Source organism: Vibrio sp. N418, from assembly GCF_000222565.1.
GTDB classification, from domain to species: domain Bacteria; phylum Pseudomonadota; class Gammaproteobacteria; order Enterobacterales; family Vibrionaceae; genus Vibrio; species Vibrio scophthalmi.
Genome location: NZ_AFWD01000058.1, coordinates 85,272 through 107,609, shown reverse-complemented (window position 1 = coordinate 107,609; position 22,338 = coordinate 85,272). Strand labels below are relative to the sequence as shown.

Annotated in this window: 21 protein-coding genes, 1 tRNA gene and 1 riboswitch; of the genes, 11 read left to right on the top strand and 11 right to left on the bottom strand. The window is 43.0% G+C overall.

Features of this window, described 5'->3' with window-relative positions:
• Window positions 1–144 precede the first annotated feature (144 nt).
• Window positions 145–786: a TetR/AcrR family transcriptional regulator gene (locus RH86_RS12975; RefSeq protein WP_038219693.1), complete on the top strand. Its 642-nt coding sequence runs from the start codon at window positions 145–147 to the stop codon at window positions 784–786.
• Window positions 787–835: 49 nt separating this feature from the next.
• Here the strand turns inward: RH86_RS12975 and RH86_RS12970 are convergent, their stop codons facing one another.
• Window positions 836–1,183 (bottom strand): DUF3024 domain-containing protein, encoded by a 348-nt coding sequence (locus RH86_RS12970; RefSeq protein WP_009386557.1) that lies wholly within the window; start codon window positions 1,181–1,183, stop codon window positions 836–838.
• Between the two features lie 233 nt (window positions 1,184–1,416).
• Between RH86_RS12970 and RH86_RS12965 the strand changes: the two genes are divergently transcribed.
• Complete coding sequence (locus tag RH86_RS12965; RefSeq protein ID WP_009386555.1) at window positions 1,417–2,232, top strand: phosphate ABC transporter substrate-binding protein; 816 nt, start codon at window positions 1,417–1,419, stop codon at window positions 2,230–2,232.
• Between the two features lie 77 nt (window positions 2,233–2,309).
• Here the strand turns inward: RH86_RS12965 and RH86_RS12960 are convergent, their stop codons facing one another.
• The 3 genes from RH86_RS12960 to RH86_RS12950 form a co-directional block, all read right to left on the bottom strand.
• Window positions 2,310–3,809, bottom strand: a complete 1,500-nt coding sequence (locus RH86_RS12960; protein WP_009386554.1) for a sulfatase — start codon at window positions 3,807–3,809, stop codon at window positions 2,310–2,312.
• Between the two features lie 123 nt (window positions 3,810–3,932).
• On the bottom strand, window positions 3,933–5,018 hold the full coding sequence (locus tag RH86_RS12955; protein WP_009386552.1) for an anaerobic sulfatase maturase: 1,086 nt from the start codon (window positions 5,016–5,018) through the stop codon (window positions 3,933–3,935).
• 362 nt (window positions 5,019–5,380) lie between these two features.
• Window positions 5,381–6,058 carry a MaoC family dehydratase gene (locus tag RH86_RS12950; RefSeq protein WP_009386550.1) on the bottom strand — a complete coding sequence of 226 codons (678 nt, stop codon included), beginning with the start codon at window positions 6,056–6,058 and terminating at the stop codon, window positions 5,381–5,383.
• Window positions 6,059–6,392: 334 nt separating this feature from the next.
• Here RH86_RS12950 and RH86_RS12945 point away from each other — a divergent pair.
• A tRNA-Ser gene (locus tag RH86_RS12945) sits at window positions 6,393–6,483 on the top strand.
• 316 nt (window positions 6,484–6,799) lie between these two features.
• On the opposite strand, the gene RH86_RS12940 is transcribed toward RH86_RS12945, so the two are convergent.
• From RH86_RS12940 to RH86_RS12925, 4 genes are all read right to left on the bottom strand, one after another.
• Window positions 6,800–7,150, bottom strand: coding sequence for a hypothetical protein (locus tag RH86_RS12940; RefSeq protein WP_009386548.1), 351 nt, complete (start codon window positions 7,148–7,150; stop codon window positions 6,800–6,802).
• The gene (locus tag RH86_RS12935; protein ID WP_009386546.1) at window positions 7,147–7,701 is read right to left on the bottom strand and encodes a hypothetical protein; all 555 of its coding nucleotides are present in this window, start codon (window positions 7,699–7,701) and stop codon (window positions 7,147–7,149) included. Before RH86_RS12935 ends, RH86_RS12940 begins: the two co-directional genes overlap by 4 nt.
• Window positions 7,702–7,966: 265 nt before the next feature.
• Entirely contained in the window at window positions 7,967–8,995 is a 1,029-nt protein-coding gene (locus tag RH86_RS12930; protein WP_009386544.1) for a metal-dependent hydrolase, read from the bottom strand.
• A 150-nt stretch (window positions 8,996–9,145) separates the two neighbouring features.
• Window positions 9,146–9,685 carry an NUDIX domain-containing protein gene (locus tag RH86_RS12925; protein ID WP_009386542.1) on the bottom strand — a complete coding sequence of 180 codons (540 nt, stop codon included), beginning with the start codon at window positions 9,683–9,685 and terminating at the stop codon, window positions 9,146–9,148.
• A gap of 543 nt (window positions 9,686–10,228) precedes the next feature.
• On the opposite strand from RH86_RS12925, the gene RH86_RS12920 reads away from it, so the two are divergent.
• From RH86_RS12920 to RH86_RS12910, 3 genes are read left to right on the top strand one after another with little or no spacing between them, the layout of a single operon-like run.
• Entirely contained in the window at window positions 10,229–11,416 is a 1,188-nt protein-coding gene (locus RH86_RS12920; RefSeq protein ID WP_009386540.1) for a tetratricopeptide repeat protein, read from the top strand.
• Window positions 11,416–12,804, top strand: coding sequence for a toxin-antitoxin system YwqK family antitoxin (locus tag RH86_RS12915; protein ID WP_009386539.1), 1,389 nt, complete (start codon window positions 11,416–11,418; stop codon window positions 12,802–12,804). The genes RH86_RS12920 and RH86_RS12915 overlap by 1 nt, the downstream gene beginning before the upstream one ends.
• Before the next feature lie 2 nt (window positions 12,805–12,806).
• A complete protein-coding gene (locus tag RH86_RS12910; RefSeq protein ID WP_223296346.1) occupies window positions 12,807–13,808 on the top strand; it encodes a toxin-antitoxin system YwqK family antitoxin in 1,002 nt (333 codons plus the stop codon).
• A 133-nt stretch (window positions 13,809–13,941) separates the two neighbouring features.
• Here RH86_RS12910 and RH86_RS12905 read toward each other — a convergent pair whose 3' ends face one another.
• Window positions 13,942–15,522, bottom strand: a complete 1,581-nt coding sequence (locus RH86_RS12905) for a Na+/H+ antiporter NhaC family protein (protein WP_009386535.1) — start codon at window positions 15,520–15,522, stop codon at window positions 13,942–13,944.
• An 87-nt stretch (window positions 15,523–15,609) separates the two neighbouring features.
• A riboswitch (Lysine riboswitch) is annotated at window positions 15,610–15,782 on the bottom strand.
• A gap of 359 nt (window positions 15,783–16,141) precedes the next feature.
• On the opposite strand from RH86_RS12905, the gene RH86_RS12900 reads away from it, so the two are divergent.
• From RH86_RS12900 to RH86_RS12880, 5 genes are all read left to right on the top strand, one after another.
• Window positions 16,142–16,774, top strand: a complete 633-nt coding sequence (locus tag RH86_RS12900) for a hypothetical protein (protein ID WP_009386533.1) — start codon at window positions 16,142–16,144, stop codon at window positions 16,772–16,774.
• Entirely contained in the window at window positions 16,767–17,489 is a 723-nt protein-coding gene (locus RH86_RS12895) for an SDR family NAD(P)-dependent oxidoreductase (protein ID WP_009386532.1), read from the top strand. The genes RH86_RS12900 and RH86_RS12895 overlap by 8 nt, the downstream gene beginning before the upstream one ends.
• Window positions 17,490–17,502: 13 nt before the next feature.
• Window positions 17,503–18,111, top strand: coding sequence for a hypothetical protein (locus tag RH86_RS12890; RefSeq protein ID WP_009386531.1), 609 nt, complete (start codon window positions 17,503–17,505; stop codon window positions 18,109–18,111).
• A 27-nt stretch (window positions 18,112–18,138) separates the two neighbouring features.
• Window positions 18,139–19,086, top strand: a complete 948-nt coding sequence (locus RH86_RS12885) for an AraC family transcriptional regulator (RefSeq protein WP_009386529.1) — start codon at window positions 18,139–18,141, stop codon at window positions 19,084–19,086.
• Between the two features lie 234 nt (window positions 19,087–19,320).
• The gene (locus RH86_RS12880) at window positions 19,321–20,100 is read left to right on the top strand and encodes a hypothetical protein (protein WP_009386527.1); all 780 of its coding nucleotides are present in this window, start codon (window positions 19,321–19,323) and stop codon (window positions 20,098–20,100) included.
• Window positions 20,101–20,189: 89 nt separating this feature from the next.
• Here the strand turns inward: RH86_RS12880 and RH86_RS12875 are convergent, their stop codons facing one another.
• A complete protein-coding gene (locus RH86_RS12875; protein WP_009386525.1) occupies window positions 20,190–21,197 on the bottom strand; it encodes a DUF2955 domain-containing protein in 1,008 nt (335 codons plus the stop codon).
• An 18-nt stretch (window positions 21,198–21,215) separates the two neighbouring features.
• Window positions 21,216–22,280, bottom strand: a complete 1,065-nt coding sequence (locus RH86_RS12870) for an HlyD family secretion protein (RefSeq protein ID WP_009386523.1) — start codon at window positions 22,278–22,280, stop codon at window positions 21,216–21,218.
• Window positions 22,281–22,338: the final 58 nt, after the last annotated feature.

Sequence of the window (22,338 nt, the reverse complement as noted above, 5' to 3'; positions counted from 1 at the left end):
AGACTGCACTTCCTTTTTTATTTGTTCTCACATCAATAATAACCACTCAACAAATCGAGCTGTAGCGCAGAGAAAAAAGCCCTAAGTTACGCTAGGCTCACTCTTCAATAAAGCTGCGACATTGTAGTGTTACTTGACCAAGGAATTAGTATGAGTCAGCGCAAAGCAGGGCGACCCCATCAGAAAATAGACGCGCGGGACAAATTGGTCGCCAGTGCAAGAGAGCTATTTCTTGTCATGGCTTACGACAAAGTCTCAATTCGATTAGTTGCACAGAAAGCCGGTGTAGATAGCGCTTTGATTCGTTATTACTTTGGCAGTAAAGAGGGACTGTTTGAAACCATGCTAAGGGAAACCTTAGAACCAATGAAGCAGCAATTGATTCGGTTAGGGCGCGACAGCAGCCAAGCCAATTTCATCGATATCATGCGAACTTACTATCAGCAAATGCGTAAAGTTCCGCAATTTCCTCGTTTGCTTGCCCAAGTCATGCACATGCCGGAGTCAGGTGTACAGCGTAAGTTAATGGAAAAGGTGATGATGGAAATCACTCAGCCAATGCAAAGCATCATATTTGATAAGCTACTTGCCAATGGCGTTATCAAACCAGAAATGGATCCAAACTTGTGCCGTATCTCATATCTATCACTGATGGTGTTTCCTTTCATAGCACCACCATCGATGTTGGCAATCCACGGCATTGAACTCAATGACCAGTTTTTAGAGCAGCTGTTAGAACACAATATCAAACTGATGACGAGTGGTTTTTTAGTTTCTAACGCCTAAGAATTCAATCGCATAAATGCTTATATCGTGGCAAATGGCCACCGGTTCGCTACCAAAACAGATTTTTTGGGTCTTTATCGATCTCACGCATAATAGCGGTTAGATCCTGACTTTGACTTAGATAAGGGTAGGCGAGCCACTGTTCATCATTTTGGTCATCAATCATAAACAGTAGCCAAGATTGTGCTTTTTCATCCCAATATACCTTCGCCACGGGTGAGGTATAGTCAAAATGTGATGAGTCGAGTAAGTAATGCTGATTGAAAAAAATCACCCCATTAAGGATCGATTCAAAATCTGCTTTACCTAATTCAGTTGGCATACTTTGGTTGCGATGACGACATATCGCCTCTGCACGAGTTTCCACTTGTTTTTGCAACAAACTGACTAAGCTCATAGTTACTCCGAAGCGAATAAATTCCACAATCATTGGCTCTAGGCCTATCACCTCAAAACCGTTTATAACGTATCTTGAAGTCATGTTGATATAGTATGGCTTACTATTGCTCACGTCTGCTCCATCTTTCACAAAATTGTCATCAAATCAGTCTATTCTATGCTCGATTATGATCTGCCGTGATTGCGCATCGTGTTGATGCATCGGCTCGGCACTATTTTATGGAGAACACTATGATCCGACTCGCGTTTGCTGCGCTATGTTCCATTTCTGCTGTCACTTTTTCTGCGCACGCCAGCGAAATCAATATTTCAGGCTCTACTTCGGTAGCACGTGTTATGGATGTGCTGGCTGAAGGCTTTAATCAAACTCACCCTGACTCATATGTAGCGGTACAAGGTATTGGCTCTACTGCCGGGGTTACGTTAGTTAAAAATGGTGTGGCGGAACTCGGTATGAGCTCTCGCTACCTAACCGATGGTGAGCAAAACGACAGCTTAACGGTTGCTACCATCGCAATGGACGGGCTGGCAATCATTGTTAACCCTGAAAATTCGGTGAGCAACATTAGCCGTGAGCAACTGTTTGATGTCTACAAAGGCAAAATTACCAACTGGAAACAGCTTGGTGGGGTTGATCAGACGATTGCAGTGGTCACTCGTGAAGCCTCTTCAGGTTCTCAATCGAGCTTTGAAAGCTTACTTGGATTGAGCAAAGTGGTTGATGACAAGCTGGTATCAGACATGAGCCAAGATAATCTGGTCGCCAATAGCAACAGCATGGTGAAAACCTTAGTAAATCACAATCCACAAGCGATTGGATTTATCTCGATGGGATCGGTGGATAATTCAGTTAAAGCGATTCAATTTGAAGGGGTAGAGCCAAGCAATAAAAATATGGCAGAAGGGAAGTATGAACTTGCGCGCCCTTTTCTTGTTTTTTACATAACAGATAAGATAGACCCACAAACACAATCGTTTGTGACGTATTTGGCAAGCCAAGAAGCAAAACAAAAAATAGTTGAATATGGCTACACGCCAGCGAAATAAGTTAACTGCTTTGAAATCAAAAAGGAGAGCCATATTGCTCTCCTTATTTTTTGCACGATTGATGCTTTAACGCTAGCTTAAGCCTTAGGCTTTACATTGTGGTTAAGCAAAATATCATCCTGTTCAATTTCCGCGCGGTAAACTTTATACGCAGCGCTTAGCTCTTCAACTTTTGCTTTGTATTCAGCTTTACCTACAAGGTTAAAGACTTCATATGGGTCAAGTTCGATATTGAATAGGTATTTGGCTTTCCCTTCACGATCTAGGATTAACTTGTAATCATCAATACGCACCGCATATTCATTGATAGGGTCGTCTTGATAAGGCATATCAATTGTCCAAATCATTGGTTTAGTACGTTCTACTTCGCCACCTTCTTTAAACGCTGAAGTAAACGACACACCATCAATCACGCGATCGGTTGGTAATTCGAAACCGATCATCTCTGACAAAGTTGGTACGATATCTAGGCCATATACAGGCTCATGAGATTGAGTGTTTTGTGTGATGCCTGAACCTTTCATGATCAAAGGAACACGGATACCACCTTCAAATAGGTTGTCTTTACGACCACGCAGACCGCCAGTTTCGCCCGCCATGTTGAGTTCCCATGGTTTACGAGCTTCACGAGTGACCGGACCATTATCAGAAGAGAACAAAATAATGGTGTTATCGTATTCACCAATCTCTTTCAGCTTACTCACGATACGACCAACTTGCTCATCCATGTATGATATGTTGGCGTAGTACTCGCCTTGACCTCGGTATGGCTGACCTTTCCAATCCCAATGGTATAAATCTGGGTTTTGTTTAGCGAAGTCCGTGATGTAATCAGAATACATATCAAGATACTTCTTCGGTGACGCAATCGGTGTATGAACTTCAGGGAATGGGACGTATAAGAAGAATGGATCTCGTTTATTGATCGTGTCTAACCACTGGATAGACTCATCAGCCACGACACCGCCAGCGTAGTCATTTGTTTCACCTACAGGCTTACCATTACGAATGAAGTTGTCTGGGTAAATCTTACCGTGACGTAGGCTGCCATCTGCGCGTGGCGCTTCTACTTTCTTGTTTTTTTGCCAACCTGCGTACATGGCAAAAGAGTAATCAAAACCTAAGTCTTTTGCTTGAGGGTGATCCGTCATGTGACCACCGCCATTCAGGTGGACTTTCCCCATCAACGCCGTGTTGTAGCCTTCATCTTGGAGCATGTGTGCCAGCGTTCGCTCACCCCAGCCAATATGAACATTTTGGCTATCTGGGATCCATGAACGAATACCCGTACGATAAGGCGTCCGGCCTGTTAACATACCAGCTCGTGAAGGAGAACAAAGAGGAGCAGGAGAGTAATATTGCGTAAACTTGATCCCTTCCTCTGCCAGTTGGTCAATATGTGGTGTTTTTACAATTTGATGGCCGTAAGAGGCGAGATCACCATAACCTAAATCATCCACATAAAAGATCACAACATTCGGCTTGTTAACGTTGTTGGTGATGTTTGCATCGGCAGCTAGAACATTACTCGACATCGCAGTCATTGCGATAAGACTAGCAAGAACAGTTTTTTTCATGTCATTTTATTCCTATTTGACATCATTATTAACCGTCCACACAACACGATAACGTTTGCGTGTTCAGTTGGTTAAAACGCTGAAAAGTCAGCGTAAATAGAAAATTTTAATGTGAGCGATTAGCTAAAGAATGTTATTGACGATAAAACGCATGTCATTTTGAGTGCTTTTAAAAAAGGCTTTATAGGACGCGCATAAATAGTTTTCACCATTGGCTTTACTATGGTTAGGGCAACCACCATTGCACATCTCAATAAACTCGCATTTTTTACAATTTGAGGTGTTACGGAGCGCTAAAAATTGTTGATGCTGTTGGCTATCTATTGCTGACTCTATCGCTGCTGAATGTATGTTGGCTAAACGGTATTTATCTTCCACAAAGTGGTCACATGAATAAAGATCACCATTTGATTCAATCACTAATGGAGCGCCACATTCTTTATTGTGAAAACAAATTAACGCGTGTCCATTGGCATAAGATGAGAGGGCACTTTCAAAGTTCATTACGAACATATAACCAATATCAGCCTTTACCCATTCTTTAAATACATCAGTTAAAAATGAGCCGAAACCTTTCTCGGGAACGTTAAATGGCAAAGCCTTACCGCGGTTAAAGGCAACGACAGGAATAAACTGAATATACCGAGCACCAATAGACTTGAGATTGTTATAAACTGATTTACCTTTATTCCAATTGGCATTGTTCACAGTGCATAGGACGTTGTATTCCACCTGTAATTCGTTAAACAGTGCGACAGTTTGTTTCACCTTAGCAAAGGTATCGCCACCTGAAAGCGTAATTCGGTACTTATCATGTGCCGATTGCGTGCCATCCAGTGAAATGCCCACAAGAAACTGATGCTGGTGGAAAAATTGTGCCCAAGCTTTATTAATGGCAATGCCATTGGTCTGAATCGAGTTAGTGATTTGCTTGCCGTTGGCGTATTGCTTTTGTAGTGCCACCGCTTTTTCAAAAAAAGCTAACCCGGCAAGAGTCGGTTCTCCTCCTTGCCACACAAAGTTAACTTGTGGTGTAGAGGATTCCGCAATGTATTGACGAATAAAAATTTCGAGCGTCTCATCACTCATACATTCGGTGGGCTTGTTGTTTAGCGACTCAGCAGTACCAAGATAAAAGCAGTACTCACACTTGAGATTACACTTATCGCTGACAGGCTTCGCCATAATGGTGAATGCGGATAAAGCCATATATATTCTCTGTGGTTATATTTGAATGGTTTTGTTTCAGTGCAATCAGTTATGAATGTTAACTAATGAAATTTGCGACAAATGATACATTCGTCATTAGATGGGTGATTCTTATAGCGGCAAAAGAATAGTAAGTCTTTAAGTTTAAAATTTCGTTTTTAAAATTGAGCGCGCAAACGATTGCTTGTGTAGCTAAAGATAATGGGTATTTAAGAAAGTTTGGTAATAAATAACGACATCCACATGCTTGTAATAAAAGTGTAAATAGTAGAGCGTAAATTAAAGGTGGGAAGAGAATTCGTAGATCGCAAAAATGTAAAAAGGCCAAATACATGGCCTTTTTAAAGAAAATCGGGATAAGGTTAGAAGTGCAGTTGAATCACCGATACAACAACAGCGCCAGGGCGGCGAATACCTTCAATTTCAACTTTGATTTCACGCTCAACTTCTAAGCCTTTCTTAATTGGTGTGACTTTAGAAAGTGTGCTCACTGCGCGAATACGATTGCCCGCTTTAACAGGGTAAGGAAAACGAACTTGGTTCAAACCAAGGTTAACCACCATTTTTGCGGTAGGGAACAAGTTGTTCTCAGGATCAACGCTATCAGTCATCTTTGGTAGTAACGCGAGTGTCAAAAAGCCATGAGCAATCGTGGTTTTAAATGGAGACTCTTGTGCTGCACGCTCTGGATCGGTATGAATCCATTGCATATCTTCGGTGATTTGACCGAATTGATTGATACGCTCTTGAGAGACATCAATCCACTCACCCGTGTGGATCACAGTGTTGAGTTTCGTCTCTAACTCATCAAATAAAACTTGTGCGTCGGCCTTAAGCTCAATCGGTTTTGGCTGAGGGTGTTCTTCATTTACGGCAGTTTGCTGTAAATCACGCAAGCGTGAAAAAAGATGACGATTATTCGCTTTGTGCATGAACTCGCCCCAGTACTCACGTACTGCAGGTGACATCCATTGCATAAACTCAGAATGATGCTTCGAGTTTGACTCACTACGATGTTTGAACAAGTCAGCGACTTTCATAAAAACCTCAGAAACAGACTATAGGCTAGGCTAATTTGGTAATTTTGAAGCACTTCACAAATATCTGCAATTACTTTCGGGCGTACAACTGTTGCCTCAAAGTGATTAAATCTTTATTTTTCATCGATATAGCAATAAAACACTATTTTATTGCCATGTCAATGGTTAGAGCTTTTGCTTCATAAAAACGAGAGGCAAGCATTAGTCGGCTGCCAATATAGCGCTAAATAAAAGCTAGCAAAAATCGAGCCTGAATGCTTTTTAAGCACTTAAACGTATTAGAGTGAAATAGTGCTTTACAACATCAGCACCTGAACCTAATATGCGTCCCAACGGAGAGATGGCTGAGTGGTTTAAAGCACCGGTCTTGAAAACCGGCGTGGGTTTATAGCCCACCTAGGGTTCAAATCCCTATCTCTCCGCCACATTTAAAGAAGCCTGCTAAGAAATTAGCGGGCTTTTTGCTATTTGGATTTTGAGAAAAATAGGGTACAGAGCCCTAGTAAGGGCTCATTAGAGCCACGCGAAAAAACGTTGTCAGCCTTATCAATGGGTAGCCAAGGTGGCAGCGCAAGCGAAGAACGTGTGTAGAGCGTTACTAGAGACGCTCTCTAATGGCTACAGACGTCGTTATGACGTATTGACTCAGCGCCACTAAGCAGTGAAGCCAATGGCATTTGAAAATTCAATGACTCTGTAAAACATCCGGCAATAGAATGATGCCGGATGTAATGGGGCGACTTATTTCAAACTGTGAGAGTGCTCGATAATGCTTGGGGATTGTTGAGCCAGCGCTTCAATAAACTCAGGTTCAAAATGCAGCGTACTGTCAGAGTAAGCTAAGCCAGTACCTTTATAGTGCTCTAGCTTAACAGCAGGAATGAAGACGTACATGTTGTCAAATATGGCGCTCTTTTCATTGTAATAGTTTACAGGCTGGGCATTAAATGGCTCAGGAACCACAAGGTTGTCACGCACAAATATCCCCGGAGTAGGGAAAAACACCAATACTAAGTCACTCATCATCGGGAAAATGGACGTGTTGGGTTTGCTAGCCAATAATCCATGTTGTTTATAGATTTGCTGGATCATGATGAAAACTCCATTGGTATAAAGGTTATGCCTGTGATGCCAGCGGCTTCAAGGGCGAGTTTGACTGGCTCACTCACATAGTAATTAGACTTGTAGGTTGATAGTGTGAAGCAGTCGTGCTCGATTTTAGTGGCGTCAAATTTCCTACGATCGATGATTTGGTCAAATACAAAAGAAAACCCACCAAGGGAATCAGTGAAATCCTCTGCTTCTGATGCTATTGGGTCTAGAAGATCATAATGGGCAATAGGGTTTATAAAGGCATAATCTATGAAATCCTTTTCATTCTTCACATACACAGGTAAAAATTGTAACCCTGTAAAGCCATGCTTAAAGAATATTTGCTGCACTTTAGAACTCGCGAGTAAGCCTATTCCTTTCTTTAGAAAATCAGACATACCACGCTCATCATAATTCTCCTTTACTTGAATTAATGAACGCTTCTGATGCAATGCATAGGCCGGATGAGGAAAATTAAGTTTTTTAGGCTCTAGTTCTTTAAAAGAAGCTTCATTTTTCTGCAAGCGCCCGAAAATTAAATAATAATTCATTTTGTCTCCAATGCAGGGATAACCGGGCCGCGGTAAATTACGGTTTAGGCTGGCCTTGTTGTTTCGTTTTAAAAACATGATGTTTATTGTTATCTGACCGTGCAGAAATGCTGGGGTTTTCTCATTTCTGAACTCTGGTCTTTTGTTGCGCGAATCTATCAATACGGAAAGTTGTCGTTTTCGTTACTAGAACAATCCAATCAACGTAGGTGTACTCGTTATTTCCCAGCGAGCTTCTGGAAACGATAAATAACCCTCAGCGATATTACCGACTGTAACTAAGATCAATGCGTTGCAGGTTCGCATCAATGTTTTGATCGCCTTTAAGGCGCTGCCACAGAGTTTCTAACTGCTGTAAACCTCTTTCGCTTGGATGACGGGTAGGGGATTCGAGCAATTGCCATTGCCCCTCATCATCCATTGTCGCTAAAACAAATTGGAACGCGAGGTTATTCGCCATACCAAGGCGTAAATCTGTCACGATCAGTTTGCCATTTTCTTCTCGATAGTTGAGGAAATTATGCGAAAACGCTTTTAGGCCTTGTAGCGTTGGTGGCTTTCCTTCCAATGGCCAAACTCCCAGAGGTCGAGAGATAAAATCGATATGTTGGTTGTGATCCAACAGCGAGGCTAAGCCTTCCCAGTACTGGTCACCGTCTCGCACAATCACTCGCCATAACACGGTATTAAACGGTGTAGGCATTACCAGAACATGATCGGCGGGAATGTTTTGTGCGGATAGGTTTTGTTCTACTCGATCGTTAATATTTTGCTGGGCGACATAACCCCAACCCAGATAAAGAGTAGAGATCAACACAACGGCTTGGCACCATTTGCCACCTTGAGTTTTTGTTAGTAGGGCAACGATAATCGCGGTAATTAATGGCAAGGTATAAATAGGGTCAATAATAAAGATATTGCTGACTTCAAAATAGCCTTCGATTGGCCATAGTAGTTGTGTGCCGTAGGTTGTCATCGCATCAAGCATTGTATGGGTTACCAGCACACAGATGGTTAGTATTGAGACTCGAGTGAAGGTCCAAAAAAGGTCGGGGCGTAGGCGAGTGTAGATCCACGCAAGTAGCAATCCAAAAGGGGGAAGTAGCAGCAGTGAATGGCTAAAACCACGATGTTTAATGGTATTGCTGATCGCATCGCCGTAATCGAGTAGTACGTCTAAATCTGGCAATGTGCCAAGCGCTGCGCCCGCAAGTAATACTTTTGCATTGCATTTTTTGCCTGCAATCGCGCCAGCAACGGTTGCGCCAAGTGCGGCTTGGGTTATCGAGTCCATGCGTGGTCTTCTCTTAATTGTTTTCTACACAAAAAGTAAAAATAAGGTGGCAGCTTGTGCTCGTCAATCTATCGAGCAAAGAAGTCCGTTATCTTTACCTGATTTTACGTTGGGATAACAATGAACCAATTCAATCGTATTGAAATGGTGCTAAACCAGTCTTTTCAATTTTGCTAAACCGTAAGCGGCGCTCGTGACGCAGTCTTTGATTTCGCTGTTAATTAGCATCTGCTCGAACTGATTAATCTCAAATGCTTGGCTGATGAGATCTTCCTCTTCTTGATCAAGTAGAGTGTTAGATTGGGTCAGTTCAGTGGCGAGGTAAATATGACAGGTTTGATTAAGAAAGCCATAGGCGATGAATTGCGATCCTAGGTACACCATCGTTCTGGCGATTAGGCCGGTCTCTTCTCTAAGTTCGCCCTTGGCGAGTTCAAGATGATCGGCATTTGGGTTTGTTTCCCATGCACCTTGAGGCAGTTCCCAGTAGTTGCCTTGCACAGTATAGCGATACTGGTTCACCAGATGAATCTTGCCATTATCAATGGCGATAATGGCAGCGCAATCAGGTTTGTCGACTACGCCATAAATGCCTTGCTTGCCACTCGCTCGTTCAATTTTATCTTCTCTCACTGACATCCAGTTATTTTGGTAAACGACGGTGGATGAAAGCTGTTTAATCGGTGGCATAAAGCGTCCAGCGGTTATTTTTAATGGGCTTGGTAGTAAAACATATTATTCAATTTGGGGATAAAGGCTATTTTCAATCTGAGTGATAATTTGTGATCTTGTTTTGCTGTAGTAGTAAAGCTGCATAGAGTCGAGGTATCGAGGTATCGAGGTATTGCGGATGTGCTGCTTGATTTACTACCACCTCACTATCCAGAAGGTTTAGGTGTGTATCCTTTTAAATTTTATCATGCTAGTTATTCGATATTTTCAATTCGTTCAGGAGAGATTCTGTAGGTCCGATACATCAGCTAATGTGCTAGACACACTTGCATAATGAGGGGTTCATCAAAATAAAAGAATCTGATATTGACTTAACCATATATAAATCTTCGCTTCAGTATTATTGCCATAATCTGCATGATATAGTCTGGCGAAATAAACGTCGCAACCAACTGGTTTTTATGTGTTTTTCTCACTGGTTGCATTTATATTCTGGATCGAAAATTGAAAATAATACCCCTCTGTTCTCTCTGCGTTATTGTATTCGGGAGCTTACCTCCCGTGTTTGCCAATGATGAAGATGCTGTATATACCACCGTTAAAGCAAATCGAGTTATCCCCGAGCGTATTGGTATCGTTACCCATGGTTATAACCCTGACAGTACAGTGTACTATGCATCTGAAGTCGAAAACAAAGAGGGAGTAAAGTACGTTCATGGCGTGACTTTCCGAGGCGACCCAGAATTTGATTGGTGGGTGAGTGATGGCTTTTATGCTTTTTGTGATAATCAAAAAGTTAAGCTCGGGGTAACGTACCATGAGCTTGAATTTAGGGATGTATATACTAAATTTTTATTTACCCTCGATGAGAATACACGCTTCTTTTATGAGCCAACCATAGAAGAAAATACATCGCTTTATTTCCCAGAATCGATTCAAAACAGATTTTTTTTCCATCCTACGGCCTCATTCATTGATGCACTTAAACAAACCAAGAGCGTGCAAGTGAAGATCGAAACAGAAGGTCGTTTGAATGAGATGGAATATGATGCTGAAGATTTACTGCCCATGAATGGCTTTGCAGAAATGATCACGCGAGTTATGAATCATTGCCCACAGACTGCCCCTGAAATAGATATGGCATCGCTTAGCGAGCCTCAGCGTCTGACTGTGAAAGCTAAGCAGTTATGGAATACCGAATATTACGATGAGGCCGCAAATTTGCTCAAAAAAGCCTCCCAGCAAGGGGATGGTGAAGCCAGTTTACTACTTAGTAATTATTTCCAATACCATACCGATACTGATAACCGCATGGATTTAACTCATCAAGCCAAAGCATTAGGGGCTAAACAAGGTTACGCGGAAGCGATGTGTTCGTTAGGCGTTGACTATGTCAGGCTTGACGATAAAGACAGCGCAAACGGAGTGAAAGGGCTGACACTGTTGGAAAAAGCACAAGCCAAAGGATCGCAATGCGCTGATTTCAATTTAGGCTACATGTACATCGTTGGGATGGTGGTTGAAAAAGATATTCAACGTGGCCGTGAGTATTTAAAACGAGTGGCTGATACCAATCCTTCAGCGCTCAGTATTTTGTTAAATACATACCAAGACGAACCGAAAGAGATGGATGCAGAAGTATATCCTTGGGTGAAAATGATGGTGGAAAACCACAATTTTCAATGGGATAGAAAATATGCCATTTGTAAGCGTAGCCCGGAAGTGTGTGAAAACGAGGAAGGATTATAATGAAGTTCGCATGGTCGCCTAGTCACTCCATTGGCTTACAATACGCCGCTCTTGTTTTATTTGGCTGTACTTTATTTCTCTCGCCCCCTTCGCTGGCTGTTCCATTTTCAGATTTGGCGTTTAAACGGCAAGGACGTGATTCTATCGCATTAGTAAAATCGACGAATGCGCCTTATACAGGTGTGGCTACGTCTTATCATGAGAACGGTAAAAAACGCGCTGAATCGTATTATTTAAATGGTAATAGACATGGTCCCAGTTATCGTTGGTTCGAAGATGGTCGCCTAGAAGAACAAACCCATTGGCTGGATGGCAAACAGCATGGTGTGGAACAAACGTTTGATCAAGATCGTTATGAAAAAGACAGTAATGGACAGGCACTTTATTACCCTAAAGGTCGTTTTGATTACCAATATGGTGCAGAGACTGGTGAGCAAGTGAGCTGGAGATATGGGCATCGTTATGATGAAATTACGATGATTAACGGCCAAGAAAACGGGATGAAAATACGTTGGGCGCAAGACAAAAATGAGCAAAATTATTTAGAAAAGTCAGAGCATTATCTAGACGGAAAAAAGATTGGGCTAAGTCGTGATTATTTTTATGATGGTAGACTTAAGCAAGAAGCTTTTTTCGATAATGGTTCTAAAAATGGTCTCGATATTGAGTATGACCTTAATGATGCTGGGTCAGCATATCTAAGCTATATACAGTTTAGGCTAGATGGCGATCGTTTGAGTACAAGTCTAAAGTATTCTAAAAATGGCGCGCTAGTTATTCGCACTTATCGCAATGATAAATCGTTCGGCTTTGTACATCAGCTTGCAAAAAAAGGTGTGCTGCTCATGTTGTCTGTTACCGGAACGGGTAAAGATATTCTCTATAATGAGGACACAAATATTCGCAGCTCAGAAGAGAATAAAATTCAAGGCTATAGCGATAAGCTTCAATATTACTGGTTTAAATCAGGCTCATTGCAGACTGTAAGACAGTATGAAGCTGGAAAATTGTCTGAACCCATGACTGAATGGTATGAAAATGGGCGTAAGAAATTCCAGATAAGTTACGGTGAACAACCGGATGAGTATTTAGAAAGTGAATGGTATGACAACGGTCAATTACGGCAGCAGGGGATAAAAGGTGATCGTGGCAAATTAGGTACGCACAAAGCGTGGTATAAATCAGGTCAGCTAAAAAGCGAAATAGAATATAGCTTAGTAAAACAAGGGCGTTCTCTTTATAGCGTAAAGCACGGAAAAGAAACCCAATGGTATAGCAATGGGCAACTTAAAATAGAGATGACCTACTATAAAGACCACGCGGTGGGAACCCGACGTACTTGGTTAGACGATGGCACATTATATTCAGAAAAAGAAATGGACATGTAATCATGACGAAAAATACATCTTCAATATCGTACTCTGTGACTAATACATGGTTGTCTGCCCTTATGGTTCTGTTTCTAACTGCATTACCACTTACTGTGAACAGTGCATTATTGGAGTTCAAAGGCGAGGAATATCTAGCGTACGAAGTTGGGGCATCGCTACCTTATTCAGGGACGGATATTCAATACTATTTTGATAAAGACAAGCTAGAAGTGAGTACCCAAAAGCTCAGTGAGATTACTTATGTGAATGGCAAGATGCACGGCCCTGCAAAGTATTGGGCCTACGATGGTAGCCCCCACATGCTGCGCACTTACGATAACGGTGTGCTCCATGGCCGAGTTGCCTCTTTTCACACCCACTCTGCTACCACCATGGCGATGGAGCAATTTTACGTTAACGGTAAAGAAGAAGGGTTATCAACTTACTGGGATGCGAATGGCGCCAAACTATGGGCGATGAACATGAAGCAAGGATTACGTCATGGTCTGTCACAAGGTTGGAGTGATACCGGGGTGTTGATCTACCAAGGTGAGTTCGCCGATAACCAACAACAAGGTGAACATTGGTGGTACGACAATCAGGGAGCAAAGCAACAGCGCACTCAATTTACTGATGGCCAATACGATGGCATTTATCAACGGTGGTATCAAGATGGCAAGCAAGCCATTGATGTGACTTATGCTAAAGGCCTATTGAATGGTGAGGCTCGCTATTGGTATAAAAATGGTCAGCTTAAAAGCCAAGTTAATTACCTATTGGGAGCTAAGCAGGGCCAAGAGCAATTTTGGTATGAGGATGGAACCTTGATGCATACAGCAGAATACCAAGCAGGTCGAAAACAAGGAAAGCAAGAAACGTGGTATCAAAATGGTAAACCACAGTCTGTTAGCCACTTTAATCAAAATCAGCTACATGGTGAAGAATTACTGTGGACGGAGGCTGGGTTAAAAACACGGTTTGAGTATAACAACGGGCAAGTCATTAATTTTGAAATGCCGTAATGTGTAATATCTCTCAGATAGACATCAAGCGCCGCTAGGCGCTTGATGTTTTTTATCTCTAAAGCAATTATCTCTAAAGCAACGATCTCTAGAGTCATTATATTCAAAACAAACGGTTTGCAGTGTTAAGCGATTACGCTTTGGCGGCTGTCATAACAGGTTGATTCTTACGCATCGCATACAAGCAGAATAGCAAGAACCAAGCGCCACTCACCGCAACCCCAATCCATGCAGAATGTGTGTAGCCAATCGCGATGTAACCCAGCAGAGCGCCGAAGGCCACTGAAGTCGCGTATGGTAGCTGAGTCAGGACGTGGTCCATATGGTGGCAGCCTGCGCCGGTGGCTGACAAAATACTGGTGCTTGAGATAGGTGAGCTGTGGTCACCAAAGACCGCGCCGGCTAATACCGCAGCGAGCATAGGCAAGAGCATTTGGATGTCACTGGCAGCGGCAATATCACCTGCCAATGGCAGCATGATGCCAAATGTGCCCCAACTGGTGCCTGTTGCAAAAGCCATTGCACAAGATAGGACAAATACGACGGCTGGTAGCATCTCAACTGGGATATTGCCGTTTGCCATAGAAGCAAGGTACATACCCGTTTTCATGTCACGTACCACCGCACCGATAGTCCATGCAAAGAACAGAATCACAATCGCCGGCATCATGGCACTGATGCCTTGAGGTGCAGCTTGTAGCCACGTTTTTGCACTGAGTTTCAAGCGCAATGCCAGAGCGATAGAAACGACTAAGCTACACATCGCACCATAAACCAGAGAAGAACCGACATTGGTGTTCTCAAATGAGCCGATTACGCTAAATGGCAGGCCTTTCTCTGTCAGTATTGCCGCTCCTGAGTCGATCATGAAGTACATGGTCGCTAATGTGAGCGTTAGGATAGGCAGAACCATATCGATCATGCCGCCGTTGCTGTTTTCAGGTGTTTCAATGTCTAGACCGGTTGGGCGACCACGAGATTCATCCCACAATTTACCTTCTAATGCCCATTCTTCATGCTTGCGCATTGGGCCGATGTCGAGCTGAAATGCAATTACGCACAGCACCATCACTAAAGTAAACACGGCGTAGAGGTTCATTGGGATCATTTCTACGAAGGCTGAAATTGGGCTTTGGTCTGTCACGCTATGTGCCGCCATGATGCCGCCGATCAGCGCGATGATGTAAGCGCCCCATGAAGAAATTGGCATCAATACACATACTGGCGCGGCAGTTGAGTCAAGCAGGTAAGCCAGTTTGGCTCGTGAGATTTGGAAACGGTCAGTAACTGGGCGGCAAATCGCACCCACAGAAAGGCTGTGAAAAAAGTCATCGATGAAGAAGATGAACACCATCAAACCGGTTAGGGATTTTGCACTGCGGCGATCTTTACAGCGAACCGCCGCCCAGTCTGCGAAGGCTTGAGTCGCGCCAGATACGCTCATCAAGCTGATCAATGCCCCTAACAACAACATGAATATGATCATGTTGGCGTTTTCGCCGTTTAATGCCCCGTCGGCCCAAACGAGGTTGAGCACTTTATCGAACAAGTAATGCGCGGTTTCAAGTGGGGAATACTGGTTTAACATCAGTGCACCCGCCGTGATGCCAGCTCCGAGTGACAGCAATACGCGACGTGTGGTCACCGCCAAAATGACCGCTAAAACTGGCGGGACGATAGACAATAAAGAGTCTGAATAATTTATGAGGTTCATAATCTCAACACCTACAACAACAAGGTGGAGATCTACCGAAAAGAGGTGTAACGAAGACGTCAGAAGGAATGACAAAGACTTGTTACCCCTTCAGGTAGCGCTCCATAGGAAAAATACTATGGCAGTTCTGTGCCTATTCGACACAGACCCAGCAACTGAGCGTGATAACTGCAGTCACTTCGGCGCTGACTCCTTTCTCCGGCATCATCGGGATCATCCTCCGCACGGGTACTGATAGGCAGCGCGCCTCTACTGATTAAGGGTTTACCGCGACATAATAGCAGCCAAGCAGAGCAACACAAGCATTATGTATTACAGATAGAGAAGTTGTTTATATAATCAACTATCTATATATTTTTGCATACGTAAGCAAGACACAAAAAAACACGGTTTATGATTGGGAGTTGATTAAAAAGTCCTTATTTATCAGTTTTTTACTCTTCCTTCTGACACGTGTTTTTTTGCTTCAACGATAAGCCGTTAAGAATGATTGGCGTAAATATTCAATAGTTTTCTCTCTATTCTGGCTACAGTCTCTCTGACCAATATGAGGAGGGAGCATGGAAAAGAACAACTCAGAGCAGATGTCACCAACAATCGCCACATAAACTCAAGGCTGATGTTTAATTACAACTTAATCGTTGAGAAGTTAGATAGTGGTGAACTTAAAGCCAGACGGGTGTGGTTGGGTGTAGGAAAACGAGAAATCGCGATTGAAGAGGTATTGTGGTGCCCCCAGAACGGTCTGCAGAGTGCTTCTATGGAGCATCCTGAACTGAATGAATACGGGCATTTGGAGATACTGAAAAGCCAAGGTAATACAATTTTGAGCAATTATAAAACTCACTATGAAGAACATAGAAAAAGCCTAAACTTCGTTGCATCTCCCTGTACATTGCTCAGCGTACCTTTTGAAATTTCCAAGCATTGGAATGCATTGATGAATGGAAAAAAAATTGAGTTGGATTACACCGTTATGAAAGTGCAAGCCCACACAGGGATTACCTTACAGAAACGAAACATCCAAGACAAAATAGTGATGAGTGTGACGCCAAAAAACTGGTTTTGGAAAGTGCTATTTGGATCAACAGATTTTCACTTTAACAGCGAAACTTACGGCCTAGAGAAAATAGAGGGTTTGTTAGAGCCTCGGGATCGAAATCGTAAAGGGAAATACGTCGAATATTTAGGTCTGGCGCAATTCGATACTGCAATGGATTTATCAATCATCAGAGGGGATAACAATGTCTAAAACTGTATTGATTACAGGGGGAACTCGAGGGATCGGCAAAGCCCTAGTTTCGCAATGTACTTCTCTAGGATATTCCGTTATTTCAACAGGGAGCAGTGAGGAAACCGTTGCGGTGGCAAAACTTAGTTATCCTAATGTTCGCTGGATTAAGTGTAATTTATCTGATTCAGAAAGCATAGTGAAACTGGCTGAGGAAATTCGGGCTGAAACGTTAGATATGGTGATTCACAACGCTGGAGTACAGCAAACGAGAGATTTATTTACCCCTGAAGAAGCAGCTCTCAGCGTTGCAATGGAAACACAAATTAACTTCAACGCGCCGATAGAATTGACGCAACTGCTATTTAGTCACGTTGAACGAGTGAAAGGAACCTGGGTTTACGTTACTTCTGGTTTGGCTATTGCCCCCAAACAAAGCTCGCCAATTTACTGTGCCAATAAGCCAGGTTTGCGCGCATTTTGCAAATCGTTCAATGGTCAGATACAGAGCACAGGCAGCGATGTAAAAGTATGTGAGGCAATATTGCCGTTAGTGGATACCGATATGACTAGAGGGCGAGGGAAAGGCAAAATATCTGCAGAGCAAGCCGCAGCGGAAATCCTCAAAGGAGCATTGGCTGGTAAGAAAGAAATCCATATCGGGAAAATGAAACTGGTAATGCAAGCAAGGCGTTTTTTCCCTAATTTGATCGAAAATATTATGCTCAAAGCGTAGAAGAGGGAATGATATGAACGGAAAGCCAACAATCGCTCAACGAGTACTCCGTTGGATGATAAGAAATGGACGCGATCCAAAATCAGTCTATGTTCTGGCTGGCGTTTCAGTGGGGGATTTTTTTGTCCCAGCCCTTCCTACGCAAACGTCGGTGATGCTACTCGCTTGCCTTCAGCCTCAAAAGGCACTGGTCATCGCATTGATGTTTGCTATATCCGCAACTGTGGGGGCGAGTATTTTAGTTGCTCTTGCTGTGTTTTTTGATAGCTATCTACAAAGTGCTATTCCAACCGAGGAGTCGAACCAATACCTAAGTTGGGTAAAATTAAAGGATTACGTGAATCTTTATGGATTGTATGCACTGGCTGCCATGTCTTTGTTGCCGACTCCGCCTAGAAGCATGGTTATATTGAGTTTGCTGTCGGGAATTTCTGGTTACGTTGTGGTCACGACGGTATTTTTAGGTAAGCTGCTTTGGTTTGGCAGCGTAGTCTTCCTTGTTTCTCGTTCGCCAAATTGGTTAATCAAACTGCCATGGATTGGCAGTAAAATGGCTCATTCTATTTCTCAAAAGCAAGCGAAGTTACAGCAAACAGCGACGGGCTTACATGGAGATAGCTAGAATCTTTGGTCAGGAAGCTACGAAAGAATGTCTGAAAAGAAACGCAGCGCAAGTTTTGCGAGCAGTATAATGCTGGATATTTTGTCAGCGGGTTTAAATAAACTGTCACTTCGTGATTTATCTACTTGTTATTCTCACGATAAAGCACACATTCCCCTCGAGACAAAACGTGAGTTTGTTTCTTTTGTCGGTCGTCGCTATGGTCTTCCCATTCTATTGAAGGCGGGTACAGGGGTTTGTGACTTTGTTGATACGCCAATAGGGAAAGCTCTACTCTCTAGAAGTACACCTCATTCTTTGCTTAATAAGTGGCAAAGACTTGAGAAGTATATTCACAGCAATCACTATATTGTGTGCACATTCGGCTCTACTTATGCACAAATATCACATCAATCTAGAGGGGATTCTTCCCCCACTATTGAAGAAGACTTAGCGGTATTAGGTGTGATTTGTGGGCTGATTCATTACATCACCGATTCTTCCGTTACGCTTACTCTAGACGAGAGGGGGCAACATCCTGTATTTCACTACCCTGGTATTGTCACAGATAAGCCTATAGAACATAACGAAGTGTGGTATGTACATTGGTCCAGACATATACCATCATCTGATCTCCCACCTTTGTTGGATATTGCTGAGACAAATGAGTTATCCAGTATTGGTATTGTTGCTCAGACCAAAAAAGCTATTGAGGGTGTTGGACTATTGGAAGCAAATATCCGTAACACGGCGACATTGATGGGGCTCTCAACGCGCAGTTTGCAGCGTTATCTCAACACACATAATGCAAAGTTTGCTTCCGTTTTGCAGAAGGTGAGAGTACATCGTGCGAGTCATTTACTTCTGGAAAATAGTTTGAGCTTTGCTGAGATCGGGTTTGTTTGTGGTTTTTCTGATCAAGCACACTTTAACAGGTTGTTTAAGAAGTGGACGGGAATGTCGCCAAAGCAGTATTGTCAGTTTAAGAGTGACTAACGTTTGTCTTTTGTTGCGTACTAATGAGTCGCAATAATCGAGGCGACTTTGCGGAAATCTCGCTAAGTTCATCAGATATATTAATCTAAAAATCGACGCTATATTCATATTTTGCACTAGTCTCTCAATGTTGATTACACTTTGCGCGAAACAGTTGCGGGATTGATTGTTTTCAAGCTATTTACTGATTTGAACTATTCACAAAACTAATCAATATCAGGTAAAGGTGTGATTATGAAAACAAAAATGTCAGTTTCGGCTCTGTTTATTGCTTCTGCTCTGTCTCTAGGTTTAGCCTCATCCGCGTTGGCTCATGAATACACGCTGTCAGCAGAAGATGCTGCCCGCTACGGGATTAACGTACCTACGATTAAAGTGAATTATGATCTTTTACCGTACCAGCATATTTTGTACGGATTCCAACTGCATGTGGAATTAGACGGTGCAACATTAAACACGACTAACGTAAACACGTTGCGTGACGCGACTCGCCTTTCAACCCACAATATTGTTCGTCCGTATCGTGTTAGTGAAAACAAAATCAGCTATCGTATCTCCGGTGAATTAGATCACCGAGCGGTGAACTTTATCGATTTCACTTTGGATAAGAGTGTACTTTCCACTGATCATGATCTCAGTATTCGTATTCCTGTTGAGATCGATGTGACGCCACCAGATACCCCGCATCTTCTAGCCAATAAAGTCGCGACTCTTAATGTCGATAGCGTTAAAGCGGAAGACTTCCTTATCGATTCTAATCGCACTTTGTATAAGATTACTTTGAATGAGGGGGAGTTTTTACCGGGTTGTGCAGATCCTATTGCTCATAGCATTATTCGAACCAGCAATGTTGAAGGTATGGTCCGAATCTGGAAGAAGACCAACAAGATGGTTGAATTTGTGGTTGAAGGCGGCTACCACACACCGATCGTTGGTAACTGGAACTTCGAACTGGAGCCAAGCACGACAACGTTGAACAAAACCTTATATATCAGTACACCAATTCAGCACTAAAATGGTGAAATGAAATTAAAAAGCACTCATTGTTGAGTGCTTTTTTATGCTCTAAGAAAGGTAAGTTTAGGCGTGTGAGCTTAGTAGGATTAATTCAGCTGAAGGTGCTTTTTCAACAGTGCGATGCGCAAGCAGTGGTGAACGAGCCAGACCACCATTGCGGTTAATGTTACCGCAACAAAAATAGAACTGAAGCGATATAGGATCGAGAATAGGGCATCTTTTTGCTCGGGAACCAAAGAGGTTGTTAAAGGGACTGAGAGTGCCGACATAGCTGAAAACGCAATGGCGGCTTTCACTTGCCCTTTGGTTAGCCAAAGGCAGAATGGCCCCATCGCGATGGTAAAGGCGAGCCAGAACAATAAGCCATTGCTAAACCAATACCCCAAAATAAGTTGAACCCCTAAGCCTGCGATGCAGCCAAGCGCCGTGCCTATGATACGAATTTTCGCCATGCCCACCGCTCCCGCTAACGTCATCGGCGTGAGAATAATTAAGATGGAAGCCTGAGCTGAGAGAGAATCATATAAATCCGCCACTTGAAATAATACAAAGGCGACCATCGCAACCACCCAACCCATGGCGACTTGGCTGATGTAATCAATATCACTTTTAATCGGGGTTGTGACTTCCTCTTGGGATGGGGAGTTTGTCTTTTCGGGAAACAACCAATATGCCCAGGCACAAACAATGATGTTGCTGGCTGCGATAACCCAAAGATTGACGTTAAACTCTTCAATATCAATAAAGCCATAGCTGGCAAAATTGAGCACAATCGATCCGACCAGCAGCCCCATATAACCAAATAAATAGGTTTGCGGCTTCATCATGGCGATGCATTTGAATAGCATCATGATCCCAACTGCCACAGTCATGATCAATGGGTGAAACTGCAAATACTCTAAAATGAAGGTGGCTTGCAGTGTTGTCCATACTGCTGAAAATAAGATGCTGAGCACCATCGGTAGATGGAATTTGTCCATGCGGCCAAGTACAAACAGGGGCAGCATGATGGCAAAAAAGCCATAAGACCAATTGAATAACATGCTCAGAGCAAGGCCTGCTGAGCAACCAAACCAAATACGTAACACTTTCATTTGTTCGTCTTTACCTGCTTAGTAAACATAATGAAGCCAACTAGCTAGATGAACTTGTGCCTCTGCCATTGTTTGCCAAAAAATGCTATTGCTCGGATACAAGACCACGGTAGCGCGAGAGCCAATAAAGAGGGCTGTAGGCAGTGGTTGTTCGCTGGTTAAATTCACGCGAGTTCGTTGTGCATCGCGTACCCAGCGGTTATTTACTTCCACTTTGGTTAATGCCCCATTTGGTGTTTGTTGTGCCGCAGCGACGCCATAATCTCGGCTGGTGAGTGCAAAGTCGTACACTTGGCTAGGTAGTGCATCAAAGGCAATCAATGCTGCATATTGCTCTGTCACTTGGGCCACCGATTTTTCGCGAAAATCTGCAGCTACCCACATTGAAGCGGTTGGAATAAAGGTCAGTAGCGGCATATTGGTATTAGCGGTCGTTCCTTCTTCCAACTGTACGTTGGTCACCACACCATCGCTTGGTGCGACGATTGACGTGTTGGCAAGATCAAGCTGCGCTTTAGCGACCTCATTTAAGGCAAGTCGTACCGGAGTGCTTTGTCCTTTGCCATTGCCTAATTGAGTTTCGATCACTTTTAAGGCTTGTTGTTCTGCTTTTAAAACGGCCCGTGTTACTTGATCTTGGGCGAAAGCGCCATCGAGACTGGATTGTGAGATGATGTTTTTCTTCGATAGAGTTTGTAAGCGTAAGTACTCATGATGAGCGTTATTAAAGGTTGCGCTGGCGCGAGCAATATTGGCCAGTGCCGCATCACGTTGAGAATACAAACTGGCTTCTTTTTCATAAGCAGATTGTAGGGATAACTGAGCTCGCTCGAGTGCAATTTCATATTTGCGAGGATCGATGGTAAACAGCGTTTCACCTTTCATAACCATTTGGTTGTTGGTGACCGTTACTGAGGTGACTTTCCCTGATACTTCTGGTGCAATCTGAACAACGTAGCCTTGTACGCGTGCTTCTGTAGTGAGTGGGACATACCGATCAGCAGCGATGATGTATAAAAATAGAACAATAAATAGGACAATTAGTGTGCGCATCCAATGCTTGAATTTCTGATCAGCCGTCATGATATTTCAGTGTTTAGGGAGGTGGGGTGGAATTATAGAGATCGGCGTCACATTTCGG